At 43.8% G+C, this 21,779-nt stretch carries 20 protein-coding genes; all 20 read left to right on the plus strand.

Annotation, left to right across the window (positions count from 1 at the left end):
• The first annotated feature begins 1 nt into the window (after position 1).
• The 20 genes from flgJ to EOE67_RS15115 all read left to right on the plus strand — a co-directional run bounded on the left by flgJ (position 2) and on the right by EOE67_RS15115 (position 21,522).
• Positions 2-1,270 carry a flagellar assembly peptidoglycan hydrolase FlgJ gene (gene flgJ / locus EOE67_RS15020; RefSeq protein WP_127700150.1) on the plus strand — a complete coding sequence of 423 codons (1,269 nt, stop codon included), beginning with the start codon at positions 2-4 and terminating at the stop codon, positions 1,268-1,270.
• Between the two features lie 88 nt (positions 1,271-1,358).
• Positions 1,359-3,389, plus strand: coding sequence for a flagellar hook-associated protein FlgK (gene flgK / locus EOE67_RS15025; RefSeq protein WP_127700151.1), 2,031 nt, complete (start codon positions 1,359-1,361; stop codon positions 3,387-3,389).
• 2 nt (positions 3,390-3,391) lie between these two features.
• Positions 3,392-4,618, plus strand: coding sequence for a flagellar hook-associated protein FlgL (gene flgL / locus EOE67_RS15030; RefSeq protein ID WP_127700152.1), 1,227 nt, complete (start codon positions 3,392-3,394; stop codon positions 4,616-4,618).
• 348 nt (positions 4,619-4,966) lie between these two features.
• On the plus strand, positions 4,967-5,797 hold the full coding sequence (locus EOE67_RS15035; RefSeq protein WP_127700153.1) for a flagellin N-terminal helical domain-containing protein: 831 nt from the start codon (positions 4,967-4,969) through the stop codon (positions 5,795-5,797).
• Positions 5,798-6,037: 240 nt separating this feature from the next.
• Positions 6,038-6,868: a flagellin N-terminal helical domain-containing protein gene (locus EOE67_RS15040; RefSeq protein ID WP_127700154.1), complete on the plus strand. Its 831-nt coding sequence runs from the start codon at positions 6,038-6,040 to the stop codon at positions 6,866-6,868.
• Positions 6,869-7,056: 188 nt separating this feature from the next.
• Positions 7,057-7,884: a flagellin N-terminal helical domain-containing protein gene (locus EOE67_RS15045; RefSeq protein WP_127700155.1), complete on the plus strand. Its 828-nt coding sequence runs from the start codon at positions 7,057-7,059 to the stop codon at positions 7,882-7,884.
• A 463-nt stretch (positions 7,885-8,347) separates the two neighbouring features.
• The gene (locus tag EOE67_RS15050; RefSeq protein WP_127700156.1) at positions 8,348-9,175 is read left to right on the plus strand and encodes a flagellin N-terminal helical domain-containing protein; all 828 of its coding nucleotides are present in this window, start codon (positions 8,348-8,350) and stop codon (positions 9,173-9,175) included.
• 65 nt (positions 9,176-9,240) lie between these two features.
• Complete coding sequence (locus EOE67_RS15055) at positions 9,241-9,645, plus strand: flagellar protein FlaG (RefSeq protein WP_127700157.1); 405 nt, start codon at positions 9,241-9,243, stop codon at positions 9,643-9,645.
• Positions 9,646-9,671: 26 nt separating this feature from the next.
• Positions 9,672-11,099, plus strand: a complete 1,428-nt coding sequence (fliD, locus tag EOE67_RS15060) for a flagellar filament capping protein FliD (RefSeq protein WP_127700158.1) — start codon at positions 9,672-9,674, stop codon at positions 11,097-11,099.
• A gap of 9 nt (positions 11,100-11,108) precedes the next feature.
• Positions 11,109-11,549, plus strand: a complete 441-nt coding sequence (gene fliS, locus EOE67_RS15065; RefSeq protein ID WP_127700159.1) for a flagellar export chaperone FliS — start codon at positions 11,109-11,111, stop codon at positions 11,547-11,549.
• Between the two features lie 15 nt (positions 11,550-11,564).
• Positions 11,565-11,861, plus strand: a complete 297-nt coding sequence (locus EOE67_RS15070; RefSeq protein ID WP_164852355.1) for a hypothetical protein — start codon at positions 11,565-11,567, stop codon at positions 11,859-11,861.
• A 16-nt stretch (positions 11,862-11,877) separates the two neighbouring features.
• Complete coding sequence (locus EOE67_RS15075) at positions 11,878-14,727, plus strand: 6-hydroxymethylpterin diphosphokinase MptE-like protein (RefSeq protein ID WP_127700161.1); 2,850 nt, start codon at positions 11,878-11,880, stop codon at positions 14,725-14,727.
• A 216-nt stretch (positions 14,728-14,943) separates the two neighbouring features.
• On the plus strand, positions 14,944-15,441 hold the full coding sequence (locus EOE67_RS15080; RefSeq protein ID WP_127700162.1) for an acyltransferase: 498 nt from the start codon (positions 14,944-14,946) through the stop codon (positions 15,439-15,441).
• A complete protein-coding gene (gene rfbA / locus EOE67_RS15085) occupies positions 15,441-16,319 on the plus strand; it encodes a glucose-1-phosphate thymidylyltransferase RfbA (protein WP_127700163.1) in 879 nt (292 codons plus the stop codon). The genes EOE67_RS15080 and rfbA overlap by 1 nt, the downstream gene beginning before the upstream one ends.
• Entirely contained in the window at positions 16,310-16,717 is a 408-nt protein-coding gene (locus tag EOE67_RS15090; RefSeq protein ID WP_127700164.1) for a sugar 3,4-ketoisomerase, read from the plus strand. Before rfbA ends, EOE67_RS15090 begins: the two co-directional genes overlap by 10 nt.
• The gene (locus tag EOE67_RS15095; RefSeq protein WP_127700165.1) at positions 16,714-17,814 is read left to right on the plus strand and encodes a DegT/DnrJ/EryC1/StrS family aminotransferase; all 1,101 of its coding nucleotides are present in this window, start codon (positions 16,714-16,716) and stop codon (positions 17,812-17,814) included. The genes EOE67_RS15090 and EOE67_RS15095 overlap by 4 nt, the downstream gene beginning before the upstream one ends.
• A gap of 109 nt (positions 17,815-17,923) precedes the next feature.
• Positions 17,924-19,009 (plus strand): DegT/DnrJ/EryC1/StrS family aminotransferase, encoded by a 1,086-nt coding sequence (locus EOE67_RS15100; protein ID WP_127700166.1) that lies wholly within the window; start codon positions 17,924-17,926, stop codon positions 19,007-19,009.
• Positions 19,010-19,011: 2 nt separating this feature from the next.
• Positions 19,012-19,668 carry a WbqC family protein gene (locus tag EOE67_RS15105; RefSeq protein ID WP_276317448.1) on the plus strand — a complete coding sequence of 219 codons (657 nt, stop codon included), beginning with the start codon at positions 19,012-19,014 and terminating at the stop codon, positions 19,666-19,668.
• The gene (locus tag EOE67_RS15110; RefSeq protein ID WP_127700168.1) at positions 19,665-20,414 is read left to right on the plus strand and encodes a TauD/TfdA family dioxygenase; all 750 of its coding nucleotides are present in this window, start codon (positions 19,665-19,667) and stop codon (positions 20,412-20,414) included. Before EOE67_RS15105 ends, EOE67_RS15110 begins: the two co-directional genes overlap by 4 nt.
• 40 nt (positions 20,415-20,454) lie before the next feature.
• Complete coding sequence (locus EOE67_RS15115) at positions 20,455-21,522, plus strand: TDP-N-acetylfucosamine:lipid II N-acetylfucosaminyltransferase family protein (protein ID WP_164852357.1); 1,068 nt, start codon at positions 20,455-20,457, stop codon at positions 21,520-21,522.
• Positions 21,523-21,779 lie beyond the last annotated feature (257 nt).

The raw sequence follows: 21,779 nt of genomic DNA on the forward strand, positions 1-21,779 counted from the left end.
GATGACTACACCTGATGTCAATGCCTCCTACCATGATTTGTCAAGCCTGCATCAATTGCGGGCGACAGCAAAAACGGATGAGACAGCTGCCATCAAGCAAGCTGCGCAGCAGTTTGAGTCGGTGTTTATGGGCATGCTGATGCAAAGTATGCGTAAAGCCAATGCGTCATTTGAAGATGACAACCCGCTCAATAGCCAGGCAACTGAATTTTTCCGCGATATGCATGACAGTCAGATGTCGGCAGAATTATCCAAAAAAGGCGCGTTGGGGCTTGCCGATCTGATGGTGCAACAATTAGCGCCCCATCTGAGCGATACCAAAGCTGCCAGCCAAATTAGTGCGCCTTCGCGGTTTGATACGCCGAAAGTAAAAGATTTCAAACAACCGGGTGAGCAGCAACAGATGCTGGCATTGCCGGTGGCCCGTACCGGATTTCGGCAGTTAGATCCGGAGCGGATTGTCGCACCAGCACCTCAAACAGCAAGTACCATTACAACCGCCACGTTGCCGAGTGAAATCACCAAGCTGGCGGCAGAGCATTCGCCGCAGCAAGCCGGATTAGCGCAGCAAAACATATCTCAACCTGGTGTGCAACAACTGGCGGCCGAAGTCATTTTTGGCTTGCCTGCGACTTTTTCAAAGCACCTTTCTCAATTGCCGCCGCAGTCAGTTACCGGCGCGAAACCCGTTTCAGCTGAAGTTGTAGCCTTGTCAAAGCCTACTGCACTAGCGGCAAAAGAGTCCGTCCAAAGCATTACTCCGCCTTCAGCAATCGATACCAGTGATCCGGTGGCTTTTATTCGAAGCTTGTTACCAGCTGCTGAAAAAGCCGCAGCCAGTTTAGGGCTCGAGCCATTAGCCCTGATTGCGCAAGCTGCGTTGGAAACAGGCTGGGGACAGCGGATGTTTAAAAACGGTGCTGGTCAGAACAGCAATAATTTGTTTGGGATCAAAGCCCAAGCAAATTGGCAAGGGCAGGTTGCCGTGGTCGATACGCTGGAATATCGGGAGGGCGTGGCCCAAAAGGAAAAGGCCAGATTCCGGGCTTACGACAGCGCAGAGCAAAGTTTGCATGACTATGTCGATTTAATTCAGTCCAATCCACGTTATCAAGGGGCATTGTCAGTCGCCAGCGACACTAAAGCCTATTTCCAGCGTCTGCAGGCAGCCGGATACGCCACCGATCCGAACTATGCGCAGAAAATATTGTCGGTATTAGACGGCAGCTCGTTTAAAGAGGTGCGAAACTTGCTAGGTAAACAGCAGTAAATCATCGGTACCGCAAAATTGATGAAATCAGTGTGTCACTCAGAGCCGTTCGCGGCAGTACGTCTTGTTGAAGTTGCAGGAGTTCACCATGTCCGACAATTTGCTTAAAATAGGCACATCCGGTGTACTTGCCAGTAACGGCCTGCTGAGTACGACGTCGAACAATATCGCCAACCTGAACACCAAAGGCTATATCCGTCAGAGCACTGAATACGATTCAGCCATTTTAGGTATGGGGGTCGGGCGCGGGACGACTGACCGTATCGTCAACGAATTTACGCTGCGTCAACTGCGCCGGGATACTTCAAATGTCGGTTTTACCAGTCAATATCTGTCCGAAGCAACCCGGGTAGACACGCTGTTTGCCAATTCCGCCAATAGTATTTCCACCGGAGTAACCGATTTATTTAAGCAACTGCAGGCTGCCAATAACGACCCCGCGAATAATTCATCCAGGCAGTTAGTGCTGGGGAGCAGTCAAACTTTAATTAATAAATTTAATACCTTATCTAATCTGGTGTTAGAACAACGAACCTATATCAACCAACAACTTGATACTTATGTCAACGAAGCAAATTCTGCTGCCGGTACCGTGGCTTTGTTGAACAAAGAGATAGCCAGTTACGGAAGTGGGATCAATACGCCGCCTCCGCTTGATTTATTGGACAAGCGTGATGAAGCACTGCGTAAACTTTCAGAGATGATGGAAATCACCACCCTGGATGCTAACAATGGGGAAAAACTGGTGTTTCTGGCAACTGGTCAGTCTCTGGTACTTGAGCAGGGGAAATTTAATATGCTCAGTGCGGAGGGGGACCCGGACATCGATCGAAAGGTTGTAAAGCTGCAGTTAGATTTTAACAGTAACGTGAAGATCGATGTCGACAGCAATTCATTGGGCGGTAAAGTTGGTGGCTTGCTGGAGTTTCGAGCCAAAATGCTGGAACCAACTCAAAACCGGTTGGGACAGCTAGCCTTGGCTTTTGGTGATAGTTTTAACACCCAAAATAAGCTTGGTATGGATGCAAACGGGCAGTTAGGGAAAGATATTTTTGCTTTTCCGACGTTCACCGGCTTGTCGGTAGAACGCAATACCGGCGCAGGTCAAGTGACTGCAAAACTGGAACCCGGTCGTGGAGTCGATATTCCGCCAAATGATTTTGTCGTGACGTTCACCGCGCCAGACCAATTCACCATGGAAGCATTGGATGATAACGGCAAAGCAATTGCTGGATCGGCAGTGACGAGTACCATTACCGGCTATCCGGCTACCTTTAATACTGGAAATGCGACAGGCGGTTTTCTGTATGGGTTTGAAGTAACACTCGATGACTCTTTAGGTGCTTTTGCTAACGGCGACCAATTCATTCTAAAGCCCTTAACTTCCGCAGCACAGAATATTCGACTGGCAACAACCCGTGGTGAAGATCTGGCTCTGGCCGGTCCATTGCGTGGTGACTTTAATATCAACAACTTAGGCAATGGTAAGTTTGGTGATATCAAAGTAACCGATACGGATCCCGCAACTTCAATATTCAGTGCACCAGGTTCTCTGGACGGTGCTCCTTATGAAATCCGGTTTATCGGTGGCGATCAATTTGAAATCCGGGACAGTGCCAACACATTAGTTGGTACCACTGCCGTGATGGCCGGCGGGCAATATAACAATATTCTGGCGTCAGCTGGCCTCAACAACTATGGATTTGATTTTTCGATTACCGGTGTGCCCAAAGCGGGTGACACTTTTACACTCGGTTATAACGACGGCGGTTTTAAAGACAATCGCAACGGTCTTAAACTTGGTCAACTCCAAACAACAGATACGATGAGAAAAACTGCAGTTGCGTCGGCGACTGCCGATAACAAATATAGTTTTAATGAAGCCTATGGCGCGATGGTTGGTTTTATCGGCGAAAAAACCAGTCAAATAAGAGTCGCCGCTCAGTCTTCGAATTCTTTGTTAGAGCAATCGACAGCCTGGCATGAGTCGGTTTCTGGTGTAAATCTTGATGAAGAAGCGGCAAATTTGATCCGGTTTCAGCAATCGTATGCCGCTGCGGCTAAAATCATTTCAACATCACAAACGATTTTTGACACTCTGTTGGCTGCGGCGAGGTAATTATGCGCATTTCATTTAATCAGAAGTATGAACAGAGTTTGTCTGCCATTTTACGGGCGCAAGACAAGCTACTTACCGCAAGTGCGCAGTTAGAAAAGCAAACCAAAATCCTGACTCCGGCCGATGATCCATCTGGTTCAGCAAGGGTGGTTGCGCTTGATCAGCAAATTACTCAAACCGACCAATACCAGGCCAATAGCATTGGGTTGAAAAATAGCCTTAATATTGAAGAAACAGTCTTATCTGGCATCCGTAAATCAATGGACCAAGCACGGTTACTGACGGTATCGCTAGGGAGCGGAGCTTATTCGCAGCTAGACCGAAGCGCAGTGGCGAAGCAGTTGGAAAATATTCGTGCTGAAATATTTGATTTAATGAATCAGAAAGATGCCAACGGCGGTTATCTGTTTTCCGGTTTCCAGGAGCAAACGCAAAGTTACAGTCTCGACGTCGCGACTGGTTACTATCAGTTTAATGGTGATGAGGGGCAAAAGTCGTTGCAAGTGTCGCCGACTGTCGCCTTACCAAGCAATGATAGTGGTAAGAACATTTTTGAAGATGTAAACGCCCGTAATAAAACAACGGCGCCGGTAGCTGGCGGCGGCGTCGCTTCAGCGAAAATTGTGGTGAAAGATCAAAGTGCTTTTGATCAGTTTTATCTGAAAAATTATGATGGTGTGACGGCTGCGAATAATAACTATCGGGTGCAGATTGCCGCCGGTAATACCTATGAAGTATTCCGTAATGGCGCGAGCCTGACGCCGGCCGTTACCGGTAGTTTTGTACCAGGTGAACCAATTAGTTTTAAAGGCTTGACCATTACTGCGAACGGTGCGGCGCCAGGTACAGTTGATTTTTCATTACCTGCACCGAGGAAAAGCAATATTCTGAATACCTTAACCGACATCATTAATTCGGTTGAGAAAAATTCCGAAAGTGGAGATATTCTGGCAGAGAAAATTGCTGATACTTTAGTCCAGATTGACAGTGCAGCGTTAAAAGTTGACGGTACCGTGTCGGCGATTGGTGGTCGACAAAACAGCATCGATAATATTTTTGACAGTAACGAAGATTTGCAATTATCCAACAAGAAGTACCGTGCAGACATTTATGAAGTTGATTATGCATCGGCAATAACCGAATTGACGAAGCAAGAAACCGCGTTAGAGGCGGTTCAAGCAACTTTTAACAAAGTGACCGGAACCAGTTTGTTTGACTATATCCGCTAGGCATTACATCCAGCCGCAAGACGACCGGCAGGCAGCTCCATAGAGTTACCTGCTGCGAACTCGGCAGCAAACTCCTGCTGCTTTCGTATCGACAGTTCCTTTAAATCCCATCATTGCGCTGCACATTCGTACCTGCTGGTCTGACTGGGTTTAGCAAAAAAATAAAAAATCATTCAAGTTATCTTCAAGCTGGTCGATATCACATACGCAGTAAAATATTCCGATATTGAATGTGTGTAATGAATAATAATTAAAAATATCTAAAGATTTTGAATTCTGAGTCGATACATTAATTAAGTCGGAACAAACAATAAATAACCGGCAAATTAAAACTCAGGAGAAAATATCATGGCTTTATATGTAAACACCAACGTATCGTCGTTGAACTCACAAAGACAATTAATCAATTCTGGAAAATCTTTAGATACCGCGTTTCAACGCTTATCTTCTGGTTTACGGATCAATAGCGCTGCAGATGATGCTGCCGGCTTACAAATCAGTAACCGTTTGACCAGCCAGATCCAGGGGTTGGATCAAGCGATCCGTAACGCCAATGATGGTATTTCTCTGGCGCAGGTTGCTGAAGGTGCGATGGACGAGATTACCGGTGCGCTGCAGCGGATCCGCGTTCTGTCGGTACAATCACAAAACGGCATCAACAGTTCAAGTGATCGCTTGGCTCTTCAAAAAGAAGTGTCTGCATTAAAAGCTGAAATCAGCCGTATCGCATCAACCACACAGTTTGGTGGGGTGAAGCTTCTGGATGGTAAATACTCTTCGACTTTCCTGGTTGGTGCTAACGCAGGTCAAACCATTAGTGTCAATATTTCCCGGCAAGGTGGTGGTTTCGGAACTTCAGGCCTGGGTTTATCTAATTTGTCCATCAGCAGTCTGGCGGGTGCGTCACGGGCTTTAGCCAGCATCGACAGTGCAATTGGTATTATCGACTCAAAACGTGCTGATTTGGGTGCGATCCAGAACCGGTTTCAATCAACAATCCGTAACTTATCGAACATTGTTGAAAACGTTTCTTCCGCGAGAAGCCGAATCAAAGATACTGATTTTGCGAAGGAAACCGCAGAACTGACTCGTTCACAAATTCTGCAGCAGGCAAGTACCACGATTCTTGCTCAATCGAACCAGAGACCACAATCAGCATTATCGTTGTTACAAGGTTAAATAGTTTAGATAGACCATTTTTATATTTAAGAACGACTCCTGAGCTTTTTGCTCATTGGCCACACTTTATTGTGTGGCCTTTTTTATTTATTGAATTATATTGATGATTTTGTTTTGATTTATCTCAAATAATATTGAATATATTCTAAAGTATAAAAAACCTGTGCCGATACATTAATTAAGCGAAATTAAAATAAAAGAAGTATTCGCTGATTACTTAAATAGCTCAGGAGATATACTATGGCTTTATATGTCAATACCAACGTTTCGTCGTTGAACTCTCAGCGGCAATTGATTAACTCAGGTAAAACACTTGATACATCATTTCAACGCTTGTCGTCTGGCTTTCGCATTAACAGTGCGGCAGATGATGCTGCAGGTTTGCAAATCAGCAACCGGTTAACAAGTCAAATTCAGGGTCTGGATCAGGCCATTCGTAACGCCAACGATGGTATTTCACTGGCACAGGTTGCTGAAGGTGCAATGGATGAAATCACCAGCGCGTTACAACGTATCCGCGTGTTATCAGTGCAGTCACAAAACGGTATCAACAGCTCCAGCGATCGTATCGCTCTGCAAAAAGAAGTATCTGCGCTGAAGGCTGAAATAAGCCGTATCGCTTCTACAACACAGTTCGGTGGTGTGAAACTGCTGGACGGGAAGTATTCATCGACATTTTTGGTTGGTGCAAATGCTGGGCAGACGATTAGTGTGAATATTTCTCGTACTGGCGGCGGTTTTGGTACTTCAGGTCTTGGGCTTTCAAATCTGTCAATCAGTAGCTTAGCTGGTGCTTCCCGTGCCCTTGCCAGTATTGATAGTGCTATTGGGCTCATCGACTCCAAAAGGGCTGACTTAGGTGCGATTCAAAACCGCTTCCAGTCAACCATCCGCAACTTATCCAACATTGTGGAAAACGTATCGGCTGCTCGTAGCCGGATCAAAGACACCGATTTTGCCAAAGAAACTGCTGAACTGACCCGCTCGCAAATCCTGCAACAGGCCAGTACCACAATTTTGGCGCAATCAAACCAAAGACCTCAATCAGCACTGTCGTTGTTACAAGGCTAAGTCCAGTCCTGGATGAATGCTTTAGACATGCTGATGTAGTGACAAATTGACAGAGCCGGCGCATTCAGATTTACCGGCTTTAACAACCAACTTTATGGGACGACCCTGAATGACGATGTCTCGGGTCGCACCAATTAATAAAGAGGAAAGCTTTTATGGCTAAGATAATGTAACCGGAGGATGACACTATGTCATTATATGTAAACACGAACGTCTCGGCGCTCAATGCACAACGTCAGTTAATTAATTCTGGTAAATCACTGGATACGTCGTTCCAAAGATTGTCATCAGGTTTTCGCATTAATAGCGCAGCTGATGATGCAGCGGGATTACAGATCAGTAACCGTTTAACCAGTCAGGTCCAGGGTTTGGACCAGGCCATCCGCAATGCCAACGATGGCATTTCGCTGGCTCAAACTGCGGAAGGTGCAATGGATGAAATTACCACGGCATTACAACGGATCCGGGTGTTAGCGGTGCAGTCGCAAAACGGTATTAACAGTTCGTCTGACCGGGTTGCACTGCAAAAAGAAGTGTCAGCTTTAAAAACTGAAATTAGCCGGATCAGTACCACGACACAGTTTGGTGGAGTGAAATTGCTAGATGGTAAGTACTCATCGACATTCCTGGTGGGTGCAAACGCCGGCCAGACCATTAGTATCAATCTGTCCCGTACTGGTGGTGGTTTTGGTGCATCTGGTCTGAAGATTAATAGCTTATCGATTTCGTCGGTAGCAGGAGCGTCAGCGGCGTTGGCAAGTATCGATAGTGCTATTAAGACTATCGATAGTACAAGAGCCGATTTGGGTGCGATTCAAAACCGCTTCCAATCAACAGTACGTAACCTGAGTAATATTGTGGAAAACGTGTCATCTGCACGTAGCCGGATCAGAGATACTGATTTTGCTAAAGAAACTGCAGAGTTAACACGTTCGCAGATCCTGCAACAGGCCAGTACTACTATCCTGTCTCAGGCAAATCAGCGGCCACAATCTGCTTTGTCGTTGTTAGGTTAATCGACTTCGCAGCTGCAACTTTCGGTGTCGCATGTCAGAACAACCGGGCTCTCATCAAGCCCGGTTTTCTTTTTACAACAGCAAATAATTAGTCGTCCTACCTGATATCTGACGCCGCCCCTGATTTTCCAACCTCAATACCTCTGAAATAGCCTGAGTCCCCACATCAATTCTCAATCAACCACAGCTTATTTTAAGGCTGCAGAATTCACTTTAAAGCCACTTTAGCGAAAACTTTAATTTATTTTGAAAATTTTTTCATGCGTAACTCATTGAAAATAAATATCTATTGCAATAAATTGCCGCTTCGCGGAAAAAAAGTGCCTTTTTTTATTAAAGTCCTGAAGTTGGTTGCCGATACCTAAGTTAAGCCAGATTGCAGTCTGGCGTAAATTGCGGAATTCCGCGTAACAAAACAAGTTGAATGTGGCTTGCAGGCTGCTGAAAACTTAAGGAGTGGCTCATGGCTTTAGCAGTAAATACCAACGTATCCTCATTAAATGCCCAACGGCAGTTATTAAATTCTGGTGGCGCGCTGGATACCGCGTACAAACGTTTGTCTTCTGGTTTCCGGATTAACAGCGCCGCAGATGACGCTGCTGGTTTGCAAATCAGTAACCGTTTAACCAGTCAGGTGAATGGTCTGAATCAGGCTATCAGTAACGCCAACGACGGCATTTCAGTCGCTCAGGTTGCTGAAGGCGCGATGGACGAAATTACCACTGCACTGCAGCGGATCCGGGTGCTGGCCGTGCAATCGCAAAACGGTATCAACAGCTCTTCCGACCGTGTAGCACTGCAAAAAGAAGTATCAGCATTAAAAACTGAAATCAGCCGTATCGCTCAAAACACCCAGTTTGGTGGCGTGGATCTGTTAAAAGGCGATTTCTCAGCGAAGTTTCTGGTTGGTGCAAATGCCGGACAAACCATCAGCGTGAATATTTCTCGGACTGGTGGTGGTTATGGCGCTTCAGGCCTTAAAATTAATAACCTGTCTATTTCGTCAGTGGCAGGTGCATCGGCAGCTCTGGCGAGCATCGACAGCGCAATCAAAGCTGTTGATAGTGCTCGTGCTGATTTAGGTGCGATCCAAAACCGGTTCCAGTCAACCATCCGTAACTTAAGTAACATCGTGGAAAACGTATCGGCTGCACGTAGCCGGATCAAAGACACTGACTTTGCGAAAGAAACGGCTGAACTGACCCGGGCACAGATATTGCAGCAGGCCAGTACAACGATTCTGGCTCAGGCCAACACCAGGCCACAATCTGCACTATCATTATTAGGCTAATCTTAATGCCAAGGCGGAGATTAATTTAAGTCTCCGCCTTGGCAGCCGATAAAAGGTAAGTGCATATGAGCTCAGTAATCACCGGCAGTTTCAGTAACGCAAATGCGAATCAGGTTACCCAGGGTAACACCGCAGTTGACCTGAACAGCACAAAAGTGACTGATATCATTGCTAAGCAACAAACCGAAACCGACAAAGTTGAGGAGCAGCCTGCAGAGCAGGTTACACCAAAGCAATTAGGTGAAGCCGTTGAGCGCATTAACCAGTTTGTAAATGCAGAAATGCGTACGTTAAATTTCTCAGTCGATGAAAATTCTGGCAAAGCTGTTGTCAAAGTGATCGATTTTGAAACCAAAGACGTGATCCGGCAAATTCCGGGCGATGAAGTATTACGAATGGCAAGTGCAATCAAAAGGTTGCAAGAAGACTTAGGGTCGGCAACAGGTTTGTTGATCGACAGTAAAGTATAGTAATCGTCAATAATGGAGAGTGAATCATGGCCATAACCGCTTTAGGTACCGCGTCTGGTCTTGATCTCGAATCGCTGGTTAAACAGCTGGTTCAGGTTGAGCGTGCAAGCAAAGAGTCGCGGTTAGAGAAAGTAAGCAAAGGCCTTGATTCATCTCTTTCTGGTTTTGGTAAATTGAAATCTGCATTGTCGAAGTTTCAGGATTCCGTAAAAGCACTAAGCACCGAGAATCTGTCGGCGCGTACCACCACCGTCAAACAACCCACCGACGATAAAACCTATCTAGAAGCAAAAGCAAAAACGACTTCAGCCACTGGCTCCTTTGACATCAAAGTGAATGCATTGGCGGAGGGCAGTCGGCTGGAAACTGCAGGTGGCGCTTTTGCTTCTGCCAGCAGTATAGTCAGTACCACAGCAGGAAAAATGACCTTCAGCGCTGGCACAAAAAGCTTTGAAGTCAACGTTACCGCGAATATGACGCTTGACCAGCTCAGACAGAAAATTAATAGCACCGGTAGCAATTTCGGCGTCAGCGCTAACTTAATTAATAGTAGTGATACTGGTACCAAGTTGGTATTAACTTCCAATGTGACTGGCCTTGGCAACAATCTGACCGTTACCAATAACAATGCCGAATTAAACAGCGTTTCTACCGGCGGTTTAGTTGTGGCCAAAAATGCAGCTGATGCCGTGATCACGATTGACGGCATTCTTACCAAAAGTAAAACCAATGTTTTTAGCAATGCCATTCAGGACGTTGAACTAACCGTCAGCACTATCACGCCAGACGGCAATAACGCCAGGATGACAATTGCCACCGATAAAAAACAAGCCGAAGATAAGATTAAGACCTTTATGGATTCTTATAACGCTTTGGTGACCGAAGTCGACACTTTAAGCCGCAATCGGATGCTGTCCACTGATGGAAAAACCGTGATCCTTGAAGGTGGTGATTTAAACGGTGATTCAATGGTCCGCGGTATCATGAGCCAGGTTAGTTCGATCATGACCGGGGCTGTTAAATCTGCCGATCCCAAACTGAACAACCTCTACGCACTGGGGATTACCTTTACCGATCAGGGTAAAATGGAAATTCAGGCCAAAAGTTCATTCGGTAATTTATCGGGTCGGGAACGGCTGGATAAAGCGCTGGATGAAAATTACGATTTAATAGGTAGCTTGTTTACCAGCAAGGACGGCCTTGGCACGCTTTCAACCAAGTTATCAACGGAGTTTACCCAACGTGGTGGTTTATTGGCTGGCAAAGAAGAATCGTTAAAAGCTGAGATCCGGAAAAATGGTAAAGACAAAGAAGCCTTTGAACTTTATATGTTTAGTTTTGAAAGTACCATGCGTCAGCGTTATGGTGCCCTCGATAGTCAGCTTGGTGGTTTGCAGCGCACATCTTCATTTTTATCACAACAGTTAGCGTCGTTACCGAAAATCGGTGGTTAGGAGTAGGACATGAGTTACGGCATCAAAGCATATAAATCGGTAGGCGTTAAGAATGATCTGGCCGTTGCTGATCCACACCGGGTGATCCAGTTGCTGATGCAAGGTTCACTGGAGAATATGGCATTAGCCAAAGGCGCCATTGAGCGTAAAGATTTTGTGGTGAAATCAAAATCAGTGTCCAAAGCCATGACCATTATTGCTGCGCTGCAAAATTCATTAGACATGGCAGCTGGCGGCGAAGTGTCTGAGAATCTGTGGTCCCTGTACGATTTTATGGTGAATCATTTGATGCAGGCGAGTCGCGAAAGTAGCATCGCTAAAATTGATGATGTGATGGAAATCATGTTAAAAATCAAATCGGCCTGGGATCAAATTTCAGTGGCCGACCGTGAAAAAGGCTTCGCTTTACTGGCTGAAAAAAATGGTCAGGCCAACCTGGCGACAGCCTGAGCATTTATTTTGACTTTGTCTTGGTCCGTCCAACTGCAGCAACAACGCGATGATATCGAGATGTTGCTGCAAACCGAAGCTTACCCCATCGAACTATTTGCCGAGCTGTGGCAAACCTACCATCAAAGCCTTGAAAGCTGCTGCACTGAAAGCTCCGATCCCGCTGATTTAGAAAGTATATTGGCAGATAACTTGCAGTGGGTTACTCTGATAGTACAACAAGTATCTTCTGAAAAAGACGCCGTAGCGGCGAAAGTATTGCAACTGCAAAAAGGCAAACGAGCTCAGCAAAGCTACGGCGACAACAACTAAGCAAAAGCTGGCGGTTATGCTGAAATACATCAATTACCAATTGCTGGACGACGAAGAACAGCAAAAGCAACTTGAACGCGCTGTTGCCCCCCTGATCAGCCGGAATATCCGGCAAAATATTGACGCCTTTCGGCAATACATCCCCTCCGTATTAGAAATGCTGCATGAGCATGAAGTACAACAATTTTCATTATTTTGTACTGCGCAGCAACAATTAAACATTGTCGATTTTGCGACCGGACGGGTGTTTTATACCGCAGACCCAATGCAGGAAGTTGCGGATGAATTGTCGGATTATTTTCAGCATGCCAGCTATTTTTGTCTCAGAGCGGATGCTGACGGACAGGAATGGCGGCATCAGCCATTGCCGGCGAAAGTCGATGTGATGCTGGTTTTTGGGATGGGGTTGGGCCTGCATTTACTCGAACTAATCTCCAGCAGCCGTATCCGCTTTATGGTGATTTACGAACCAAGTGCCGATGTGTTTGCCTGTTCAGCTCAAGCCGCTGATTGGCGGGAAATTCTCGACACCGCACATGCAGTGGGCACCCACATCTTCCTGCAAATTGGTAGCGAGGCGAATTCGCTACCTGCAGAACTGCAGGAATTGCTCGATTTTGACCAAGATCTCAACGAAATTTTTGTTTATCGCCATCAGTTCCACCCAATGATGGATGATGTGATCGCTTATGTGATGAAAAATCATGGTAACAGCGAAGCGCTGCTGCAAAGCTCACATATTTTTACACCCTACAAAGATTATGCCGATTATGTGGCGGAGCGGGCGGGGAATGTTATTGGGAGCGAACAGGTTTCGCCGGTTGAAGATCCCGCAGCACAGGCACTGTATGAAAAAAATATGGCTGCTTTGGCCACGTTTTACCCAAAAGTTCATCAAGAGCTGCTCAATCATAAAACCAGAGCCTGGAAATTAGTCACTGACTCTAAAGGAAATCTCAACCTTTACCATCAGAAACGTCATGGTTTGTTTCATCAAGATTTGAATGTTGAATCGACTCAATTGGTCGACTATTTTATTGAACACCCCTTTAAAGACGATGTGGTTTTAAGTCAAAGAACTAGTTACAAGTTTAGGAATTATCTGCATTTTTCTAAGATTGTTGAATTGCAGCCGCACATTGAAAAAATCCTGACTCAGCAAAGTAAACTTCCGGAACAAGTCGAGACACTCATTGTTTTTGGTATTGGCTTGGGGCAGCACATCGAATTGCTGACAAAACAACGCAATATTAAAAACTTATTTTTATGTGAACCGAATCTCGATTTTTTTGCTGCGAGTTTGTGGGTAACCGACTGGGCCGGGATTATCGAGCAAGCTGATAGCAGTGGCGGGCGGATTTACCTGAACCTCGGCGGCGATGGCAGTCACTATTTTTACGATTTGATGTCGCAGTTTTATCAGGTTGGCGCTTATTCAATCGCTGATACTTACATGCTGAGCACCTATTACAATGTCGGTATGCAAAAGGCTATCGCGGATTTGCGTGCTGAGTTGCGGGTCGTGCTGGCCATGGGGGAATATTACGACCATGCCCGTTTTGGAATAGCGCATAGTTACCATAGTTTACATTCAGGTCAGCGGTTTTTAAAACATGCCAACAATGAATATAAACATCTACCAGCATTAGATTTACCGGTGTTCATCATCGGCAATGGCCCAAGTCTTGACCAGTGTTTTGAATATCTGAAAGAGTACCGTGATCAGGTCATTCTAATCAGCTGCGGTACAGCATTAAGGTCACTGCACAAGCATGATATCTGTCCGGATTTTCATGCTGAAATTGAGCAAAACAGAGCAACTTACGATTGGGTTACCCAAATCAAAGACCCAGATTATTTAAAACGAATTAACTTGTTGAGTGTCAACGGTATTCATCCAGACACCAGTGCTTTGTTCAAAGCGACTTATCTATGTTTTAAAGATGGGGAAGCGTCGACCTACATTTTTCATAATGGTATGAAAAAGAATGGTTATAAAGTCGCTTCGCTGGCTTATGCCTATCCAACAGTCACGAATATGGTGATGAATTATGCGATAAAACTAGGCTGGAAATGTTTTTATCTTTTTGGTGTCGATCTGGGTTTTATTGATATTAATCAACACCATTCGCAGCACTCGGCCTATTACAAGACGGACGGCTCTCAGGCATATGACTACAAAGCGCGTCACGGCGGCGGTGTTCCTGCTCCAGGCAATTTCAGAGCACAGTTGTACACTAAACCTGAATTTGACGTGTCCCGTAAACTGATAGAGCAAGCCATTACCAAAGCTGGCCGGAAGCTCGAGGTCTACAACTGTAGTGACGGGGTGAAAATTAAAGGCACAGTACCGTTACTGCCGGAAAATATCCTGTTAGAGCAGTCAACTACGCAGCGCAAAGATGAACTGCTATCTGCGTTATTCCAAGAAGCATTTTACCCTGCTGTCCCTGAATTAGCCGACAAAATTTATCGTGCGCTTGACCCGGACTTGTACGACAAATCAATGCAAACATGGCTTGAATTGTTGGCTGAGGATGCAACGGATACGGCCTCTGCAAAAGCTCTTGTCAACGAACAATGGAATTTCATGCGTTCCAGAGCTGTCGTAGATAAAGATATTACCTTTTGCCTGTTCCATGGCAGTTCGAATTTTATTGCCGCAGTGCTTACGAAAATTGTCGCGAATATCACTACTGAAAATGACGAAGCACTCCAAACTTTTAATCAGGTTTTAGCAATCTGGCGCGGCTATCTGGAACAAGGTCGGTCGCGGTATCTGTCAGATCCATTAGCTTTCGATTCGGTATCTGTCAGCTACTTATTTACACCGCCGAAAGCTAAACCAGTGACTGATACGAATTAAGTGGAATAGTCATTGAACAACATAAACGCGCCATGCTTGCAGGTCATCGCAATTTAACTGTTAAAGACGATCACTTTGCTGGTCGATAACAGTTAAAGCAGTTGAACGCGATGTCTGGTTTTTGAGCCGCGAGGTGGTTTTCGTACTTAGCTGGTTGCTTGTTGTTGCTCATGCGCAATCCTGAAGTTGGGCTTGGTTAAAGGGTGGGGCCAAAGAATGTTTATTCATCATTTTGCTGATGTCAGCAGTGAGCAAATTGGACACGGCACCCGAATTTGGCAATTTGCGGTTGTGTTAAAAGGCGCGGTCGTTGGGCAAGATTGCAATATCTGCGCCCATACCCTGATTGAGCATGATGTTGTGGTGGGGGATAGGGTTACGGTGAAGTCGGGTGTATTTTTGTGGGCAGGTACAAAAATCGGCAACGATGTATTTATTGGACCAAACGCTACTTTCACTAATGATGTATTTCCCCGTTCTAAAAAGTACCCAACCGAGTTTGTTGGGGTTGTTGTCGAAGATGGCGCTAGCATCGGTGCAAATTCAACATTGTTGCCCGGGATCCGGATTGGTCAAGGCGCAATGGTCGGTGCCGGCGCTGTGGTCACCAAGGATGTTCCTGCCTGGGCGGTCGTTGCCGGGAATCCGGCACGGGTACTCCGGGTGATTGAGCACACAGAGCAAAGTTCACAGACTGAGGCGGGAAAACAATGATGAAAGGAATTGTATTAGCTGGTGGTTCAGGCTCCAGGTTGTATCCGATCACGCAAGGCGTCTCTAAACAACTTCTGCCGGTTTATGATAAACCAATGATTTATTACCCTATTTCAGTGCTGATGCTCGCAGGGATCCGCGACATTTTATTAATCACCACACCGGAAGATCAAAGTGCATTCCAACGACTGCTGGGAGATGGCCGCCAATTTGGTCTTCATCTGAGCTATATAGTGCAGCCCGAACCAGAAGGTTTGGCACAGGCTTTTATTCTCGGTGCGGATTTTATCGGAGATAGTCCGGTCAGTCTTATTCTCGGTGACAACATCTTTTATGGACAGGGCTTTACGCCAAAGCTACAAAACGCCTGCGCTCGTGGGCACGGCGCTACTGTTTTCGGCTATCAGGTCAAAGATCCTGAGCGTTTTGGCGTGATTGAATTTGATGAAAATTCACGAGTTCGTTCGATAGAGGAAAAACCTGCGATTCCTAAATCTAATATCGCAGCGACTGGTCTGTATTTTTACGATAACCGGGTGGTGGAATTCGCCAGGAAGGTTAAAAAATCTGCGCGCGGTGAGCTTGAAATTACCTCCATTAATCAAGCCTATCTGACGGACGGCAGCTTGCATGTTGACATCTTGGGTCGTGGTTTTGCCTGGCTTGATACCGGAACTTGCTCAAGTTTATTAGAAGCCGCCCAATTTGTTGAAATATTAGAAAAACGTCAGGGCTATAAAGTCGCTTGTCTGGAAGAGATAGCTTTTTATCAAGGCTGGATCAGTGCAGAACAGCTATGCCGAACCGCTGAACGGCTGGCGAAAAGTAGTTACGGTGCTTATCTGAAGTTTTTAATTAAGGATATGCCATGTCGTTAATCCAGCTGCTGGAGCTGCCCATTTTCGGCGACGGCCGCGGTGATTTGGTGTCAATTGAAGCTGAAAAGCATATCCCATTTCAGATAAAGAGGGTGTATTGCTTGTTTAACCTCGGCGAGCACTCACGTGGCATGCATGCGCACCGGCAATTACAACAGTTGGCTTTTTGTGTGCACGGTAGTTGTCGCTTCGTGCTGGACGATGGTGTTACCAGAGAAGATGTTGTGTTGTCTGCTCCCACCAAAGGGCTGCTAATTGGCAACTTGATTTGGCGTGAAATGCATGATTTTACTGATGACTGCGTGATTATGGTGTTGGCTAGTGAGTATTTCATGGAGTCAGACTATCTTCGTGACTATGCAGCTTTCATTGATGCGATAAGGAGCAAAACAGCATGAAAGTTCCTTTTCTAAACCTTAAAGCAGTTAATGAACGATTTCAGCCACAGCTATTAGACGCATGTAGCCGGGTTATTGACTCTGGGCAATACATAAATGGGAATGAACAACGGCAGTTTGAACTTGAATTTGCTAAGTATTGTGGAGCCCAGTTTTGTATTGGCGTAGCAAATGGGCTAGATGCTCTCAAACTAACATTAAATGCCTGGAAGATAATGGGCCATCTTAGAGATGGGGATGAGGTGATTGTACCTGCCAATACATTTGTTGCCAGTATATTAGCAATAACTGAGAATCGATTAGTGCCGGTCTTTGCTGAGCCTGATGAACGTAGTTTTAATCTTTGTGTTGAAACAGTACGCCCTCTACTCAGCAGTAAAACTAAAGTTATTATGCCAGGACATTTATATGGTCGGTTAACGGAAATGACTGATTTAATGAAGTTCGCGCAGAATCAAGGCCTATTAATTCTTGAAGACGCAGCACAAGCGCATGGCGCTTCGTTGGAAGGCATCAAATCAGGAAGTTGGGGACATGCAGCGGGATTTAGCTTTTATCCAGGCAAAAATCTCGGAGCTTTAGGCGACGCAGGGGCAATTACAACTAGCGACCAAAAGCTATATCAGGTATTGCGTGCAATAAGAAATTATGGTTCTGATGAAAAATATATTTATAAATATCAAGGCTGTAATAGCAGGTTAGATGAAATGCAAGCTGCCATGCTTCGGGTGAAACTGTCATTTCTAAACGAAGATATTTGTGTTCGCCGTGCCATTGCAGAAAGATATCGATCTGAAATAAAAAACTCTGCAATTCGTTTGCCTGATGCAGGAGCCGCGGGGCAGTATGTTTGGCATCTATTTGTTATTCGCCACGTTAATCGTAATCAATTGCAAAGGCGTTTAGCAAAGGTTGGCATTGAAACATTGGTACATTATCCACTCGCTGCTCATAAACAGGCTGCGTTCCCAGAGTTCATAGGGCGTTGTTATCCTATAACGGAGTATATGCAAGAATGTGTTTTGAGTTTGCCAATAGACCCGGTATTGAATAATTTGCAAATAGACTACGTGATATCTCAGCTCAATACATTATGAAGGTTCTGTTTGGAATTATTGCATGGTGTCGGTGTTTTTGATTAATTTTATTTTTGTTGCTAGGTGATTCTGTGTGGTTGTTCGATTATATTAATTACTGGGGAATTAAATGATACCTTATTACATCCCAACAGAGCCTTGCTTTAAAAGTGTATGTGAGCAGCTTGCTGAAGTTCATAAAAATGGGTGGTATACAAATTTCGGTCCAATGAATAATGAGTTTGAAAGATGTTTGGGAGAATATTTGGGCATTAATTATATACTACCTATTTCCAGTTGCACTGTTGGATTGATGGTTGCTAGTAAGTTGCTTAATGTAAAAAAAATTATAGCTACATCATTTAGCTTCGTTGCCACTGTATCATCTATGAAGTGGGTTGGCGTTGATATTTTGTTTGCAGATATTGATGTTGAAACAAAAAATATCTGCTTGAAGTCAGTGGTTGAACTGCTGGAATCAAATAAAGGTTGTATCGATGCCATCGTTGCTACACATGTGTTTGGTAATCCATGCGATGTCGAAGCATTAGAAACTATAGGAAAAAATTATGGTATATCAATCATCTATGATGCAGCTCATGCGTTTGGGGTGCGTCTGGCTGAGCAGTCAGTATTAAATTTTGGTGATATATCTGTTGTGAGCTTCCATGCGACTAAGGTTTTCCACTCTATAGAAGGTGGGGCATTGATACTCAAAAATAAAGAACAGTATGAAAGAGCTCGTGAGTTAATTAACTTTGGGGTAAATCGATCTGCAGTAATAACCGATGTAGGCATTAATGGAAAGATGAGTGAATATCATGCAGCTGTAGGGCTTGTGCAGTTGAAATGCGTTGATGATGTAATTGCTCACCGCGCTAAATTGTATGCCAGATATGCTGAGCGGCTCTGTCGGGTAGTTAATCTCCAGAAATGGCATGCATTGTCTAGTTCAAATGGTGCATATTTTCCTATTTTCTTCGAAAATATGAATCAAAGAGATAAAGCGATTAGTCATTTGGAAGGAAAACAAATAGGTTATAAACGATATTTTTCTACGAACTTAAATAACTCTATGTTTGCGGTGGATGGGGTGTTCGCATCTCCGAATTCGGAACATGCATGTGGGACAGCGCTTTGTTTGCCGCTATATCATCGTTTAACCATTGAACAGGTCGATATTGTATCGACTACAATTGTTGAGTCGTTCAGGTGAGGGTGGCTGCCTTCCAACCGTATTTGTTTCCGTATATCGGATACTTTAAGTTGATTAGTGAAGTTGATATATTTGTTGTTCTTGATGATGTCTCATTCAGAAAGAAAAGTTATATTAATCGAAATACAATTAAAATTTGTGGGAAACCTCACAATTTTACGGTTCCAGTTAAGGATGTAAGCCAGAATAGATTAATTAATCAACACTATTATATGAATGATGGTGATTTGTTTGTTAAGATGATAGGTGATTATGGAAGGACGGCTATTTTTGGTCATTTAAAGGAGTATTACGAGTATGTTTTTTCCGAAAACAATATTTCTGGGAACGTGGCTGAAGTGAACTTCCTTCTTATTTCTAAAGTTTGTGAAATGCTGCAGGTTAAAACTAAAATTATAAAATCATCAAGTTTGCTTATCGATGCTGTAGGGGAGAGAAGGATTATTGATATATGCACAAGTCTTGGTGCATCTTGCTATGTTAATCCCGTCGGCGGGATTGGGCTATATGGCGAGGAAACATTTTTGCAGGCCGGATTAGATTTAGAATTTAAGGACTATAGAGGCCTTATTGCAGGTGATGTTGCATATTCTATATTGGATGACATATTTTCTAAAGGCGTTTGTAATGTCTCAAATATATTGAGGAGTACATTATGATAGTAAAATTTGACGGTTTTCAGCGTGATGAATTAGCAGAATGTATATTGTCACTTAAAAGTTCTGATGACGTAATCCATATCGTTAATCGATCTCAATCGCTCGATAGCAGGTTCTGGTTAAGCTTTCTTGAGGGAACCGGATTTCTGGATTTAGAAAGACGACATCTTGATGCTCTATCTAATCTGAGCCCTAGGGATTGGTGGGAAATAAGCTACGACCCTAACAATGATGGAACATATGCTCATAGTAAGACTGCTCAACCTTTTCATACTGATAATGCCTGGTTTGCATCTCCACCAGAATTGAATTTTTTTATTATGTCGAAGCAAGCTGTTAGCGGTGGGATGCAGTTGATTTATCCTGTGAGAAGACTACTTGATGATCTAGAAAGTGAGGATGCTTCTCTATTTAATGATTTGACAACGGTCGAAGTAGAAATAAAGAAGGGTAATGAAATAGAAGGTAATAAGACCACAATTATTTCGTTAGATGAATATAATCCAAAAATATACTGGAATTTTTACAGGGTGAATAAATGTACTAATGAAATAGAAAATTTATGCGGTCGTTTTTTTCAATACTTGGGAGTAAAGCAAAATAGTTCTTCTGTCGATAGATTAGATTCGCAAACCGGTGATTCTTTTTGTTTTAATGATACACACATACTCCATGCTAGGGATAGTTTTGTAGCAGGTAGGAAAGGAGATCGAGTCCTTCTTCAGTCCATGTGGAATTATAAGTGAGAACTAAGTTTTAGATAATTTTTTGAATATGGAGAATACTTTGAAAGTCGCTAATGTTTTTTTTGAGTCACAGCATCACAACTTCTCAATATTTGAATTTTTCTCTAACATCGAAGTTTGTGATGGTATTAGTTTTTTTTACATTTATTTTGACCGGAAAGGTTACTTCCCAGAAAAAAACTATGTGCAGCATGATAAATCTATGTATTTCTCTGCTAACTCTGAATTTCTTCCATGGTTGAATAATTCGCATGTACAGTTTGATGTAATTATATTTCATGGAATGTTTAATTCTACCGTTTGGTCATTTTTTTCGGAACATGTAGATATTTGTAAAAAGTCAATTTGGACAGTTTTCGGTGGTGAATTATATGAAGGGCTTGAAAATATAAAGCCAGAAAAGTTGTTGATGCTGAAGAATGTTGTAAACAACTTTAAGTTGGTTCTGACCTTCACTTTGGACGAGCAATTGATATTGCAGAGTAAGTTAGAGTATGGAGGTGATGTAAAGCGATATGTATATATTCAGGATTGGGATATGCCAAATGCTGAACCTATAGGTGATTTTTTAGGACAGCAATTTAATTTCGGCTGCGACGAAAAAGTGGTTATCGTTGGCAATTCCGGTACGCCGGCAAACCTTCACATTCAAGTTTTGGAGCGGCTATATGCACAAAATTTCAGCGGAAAAATATTAATTCCACTCGCGTACGGTGGAGATCCTGATTACCTTGCATCTATTAAGTCATACTTAGCAAACTGGTTTGAACCAAATCACTATTTCATTCTAGATGGAACTATTCCCAATAAATTATACAGACAATTGCTGTCTAGAATTGACTGCTATATCCTTCCACATGTGAGGCAACAAGCTGGTCAGCACTGGATGTCTGCATTTGCCTCAGGTAAGGCAGTTTATGGGAACCCTGAAGGAGCTAATTATAAAAAATTTGAAACTTTAGGTTTCAATGTAGGCAACATCTTTGAAGCGTCTTTCAAAGATATTGATGATGATAAATTACTATTCAATTGCCAGTTGTACCGAAAAATATTCTCTTTTGAATCGGCTAAATCTATTTGGGTTGACGCAATTCGTCATACTTCATAATCACTTTAATAGCATTAATAATTCCAGTTAATGAAGGTTTATTTGTACTGTATATAACTTTTTAAATTGTATCTATGTAAATCTTTTATTGAATATTGCTTTTGTTACAGATTTGCATCGGCTCAAATTAGAGTCTGTAAAAAAATCTGTGTAAGTGGCATTCTACCTAACTCCTTGGAAGGGATAAAGAATGCCAATTACAGACCAATTACTGGATCAGCTGTTAGCTGACTGCAAATCTCCTGAAGATCTGATGG

Origin of the sequence: Rheinheimera riviphila, assembly GCF_004005945.1 — a bacterium.
Taxonomy (GTDB): Bacteria; Pseudomonadota; Gammaproteobacteria; order Enterobacterales; family Alteromonadaceae; genus Pararheinheimera; species Pararheinheimera riviphila.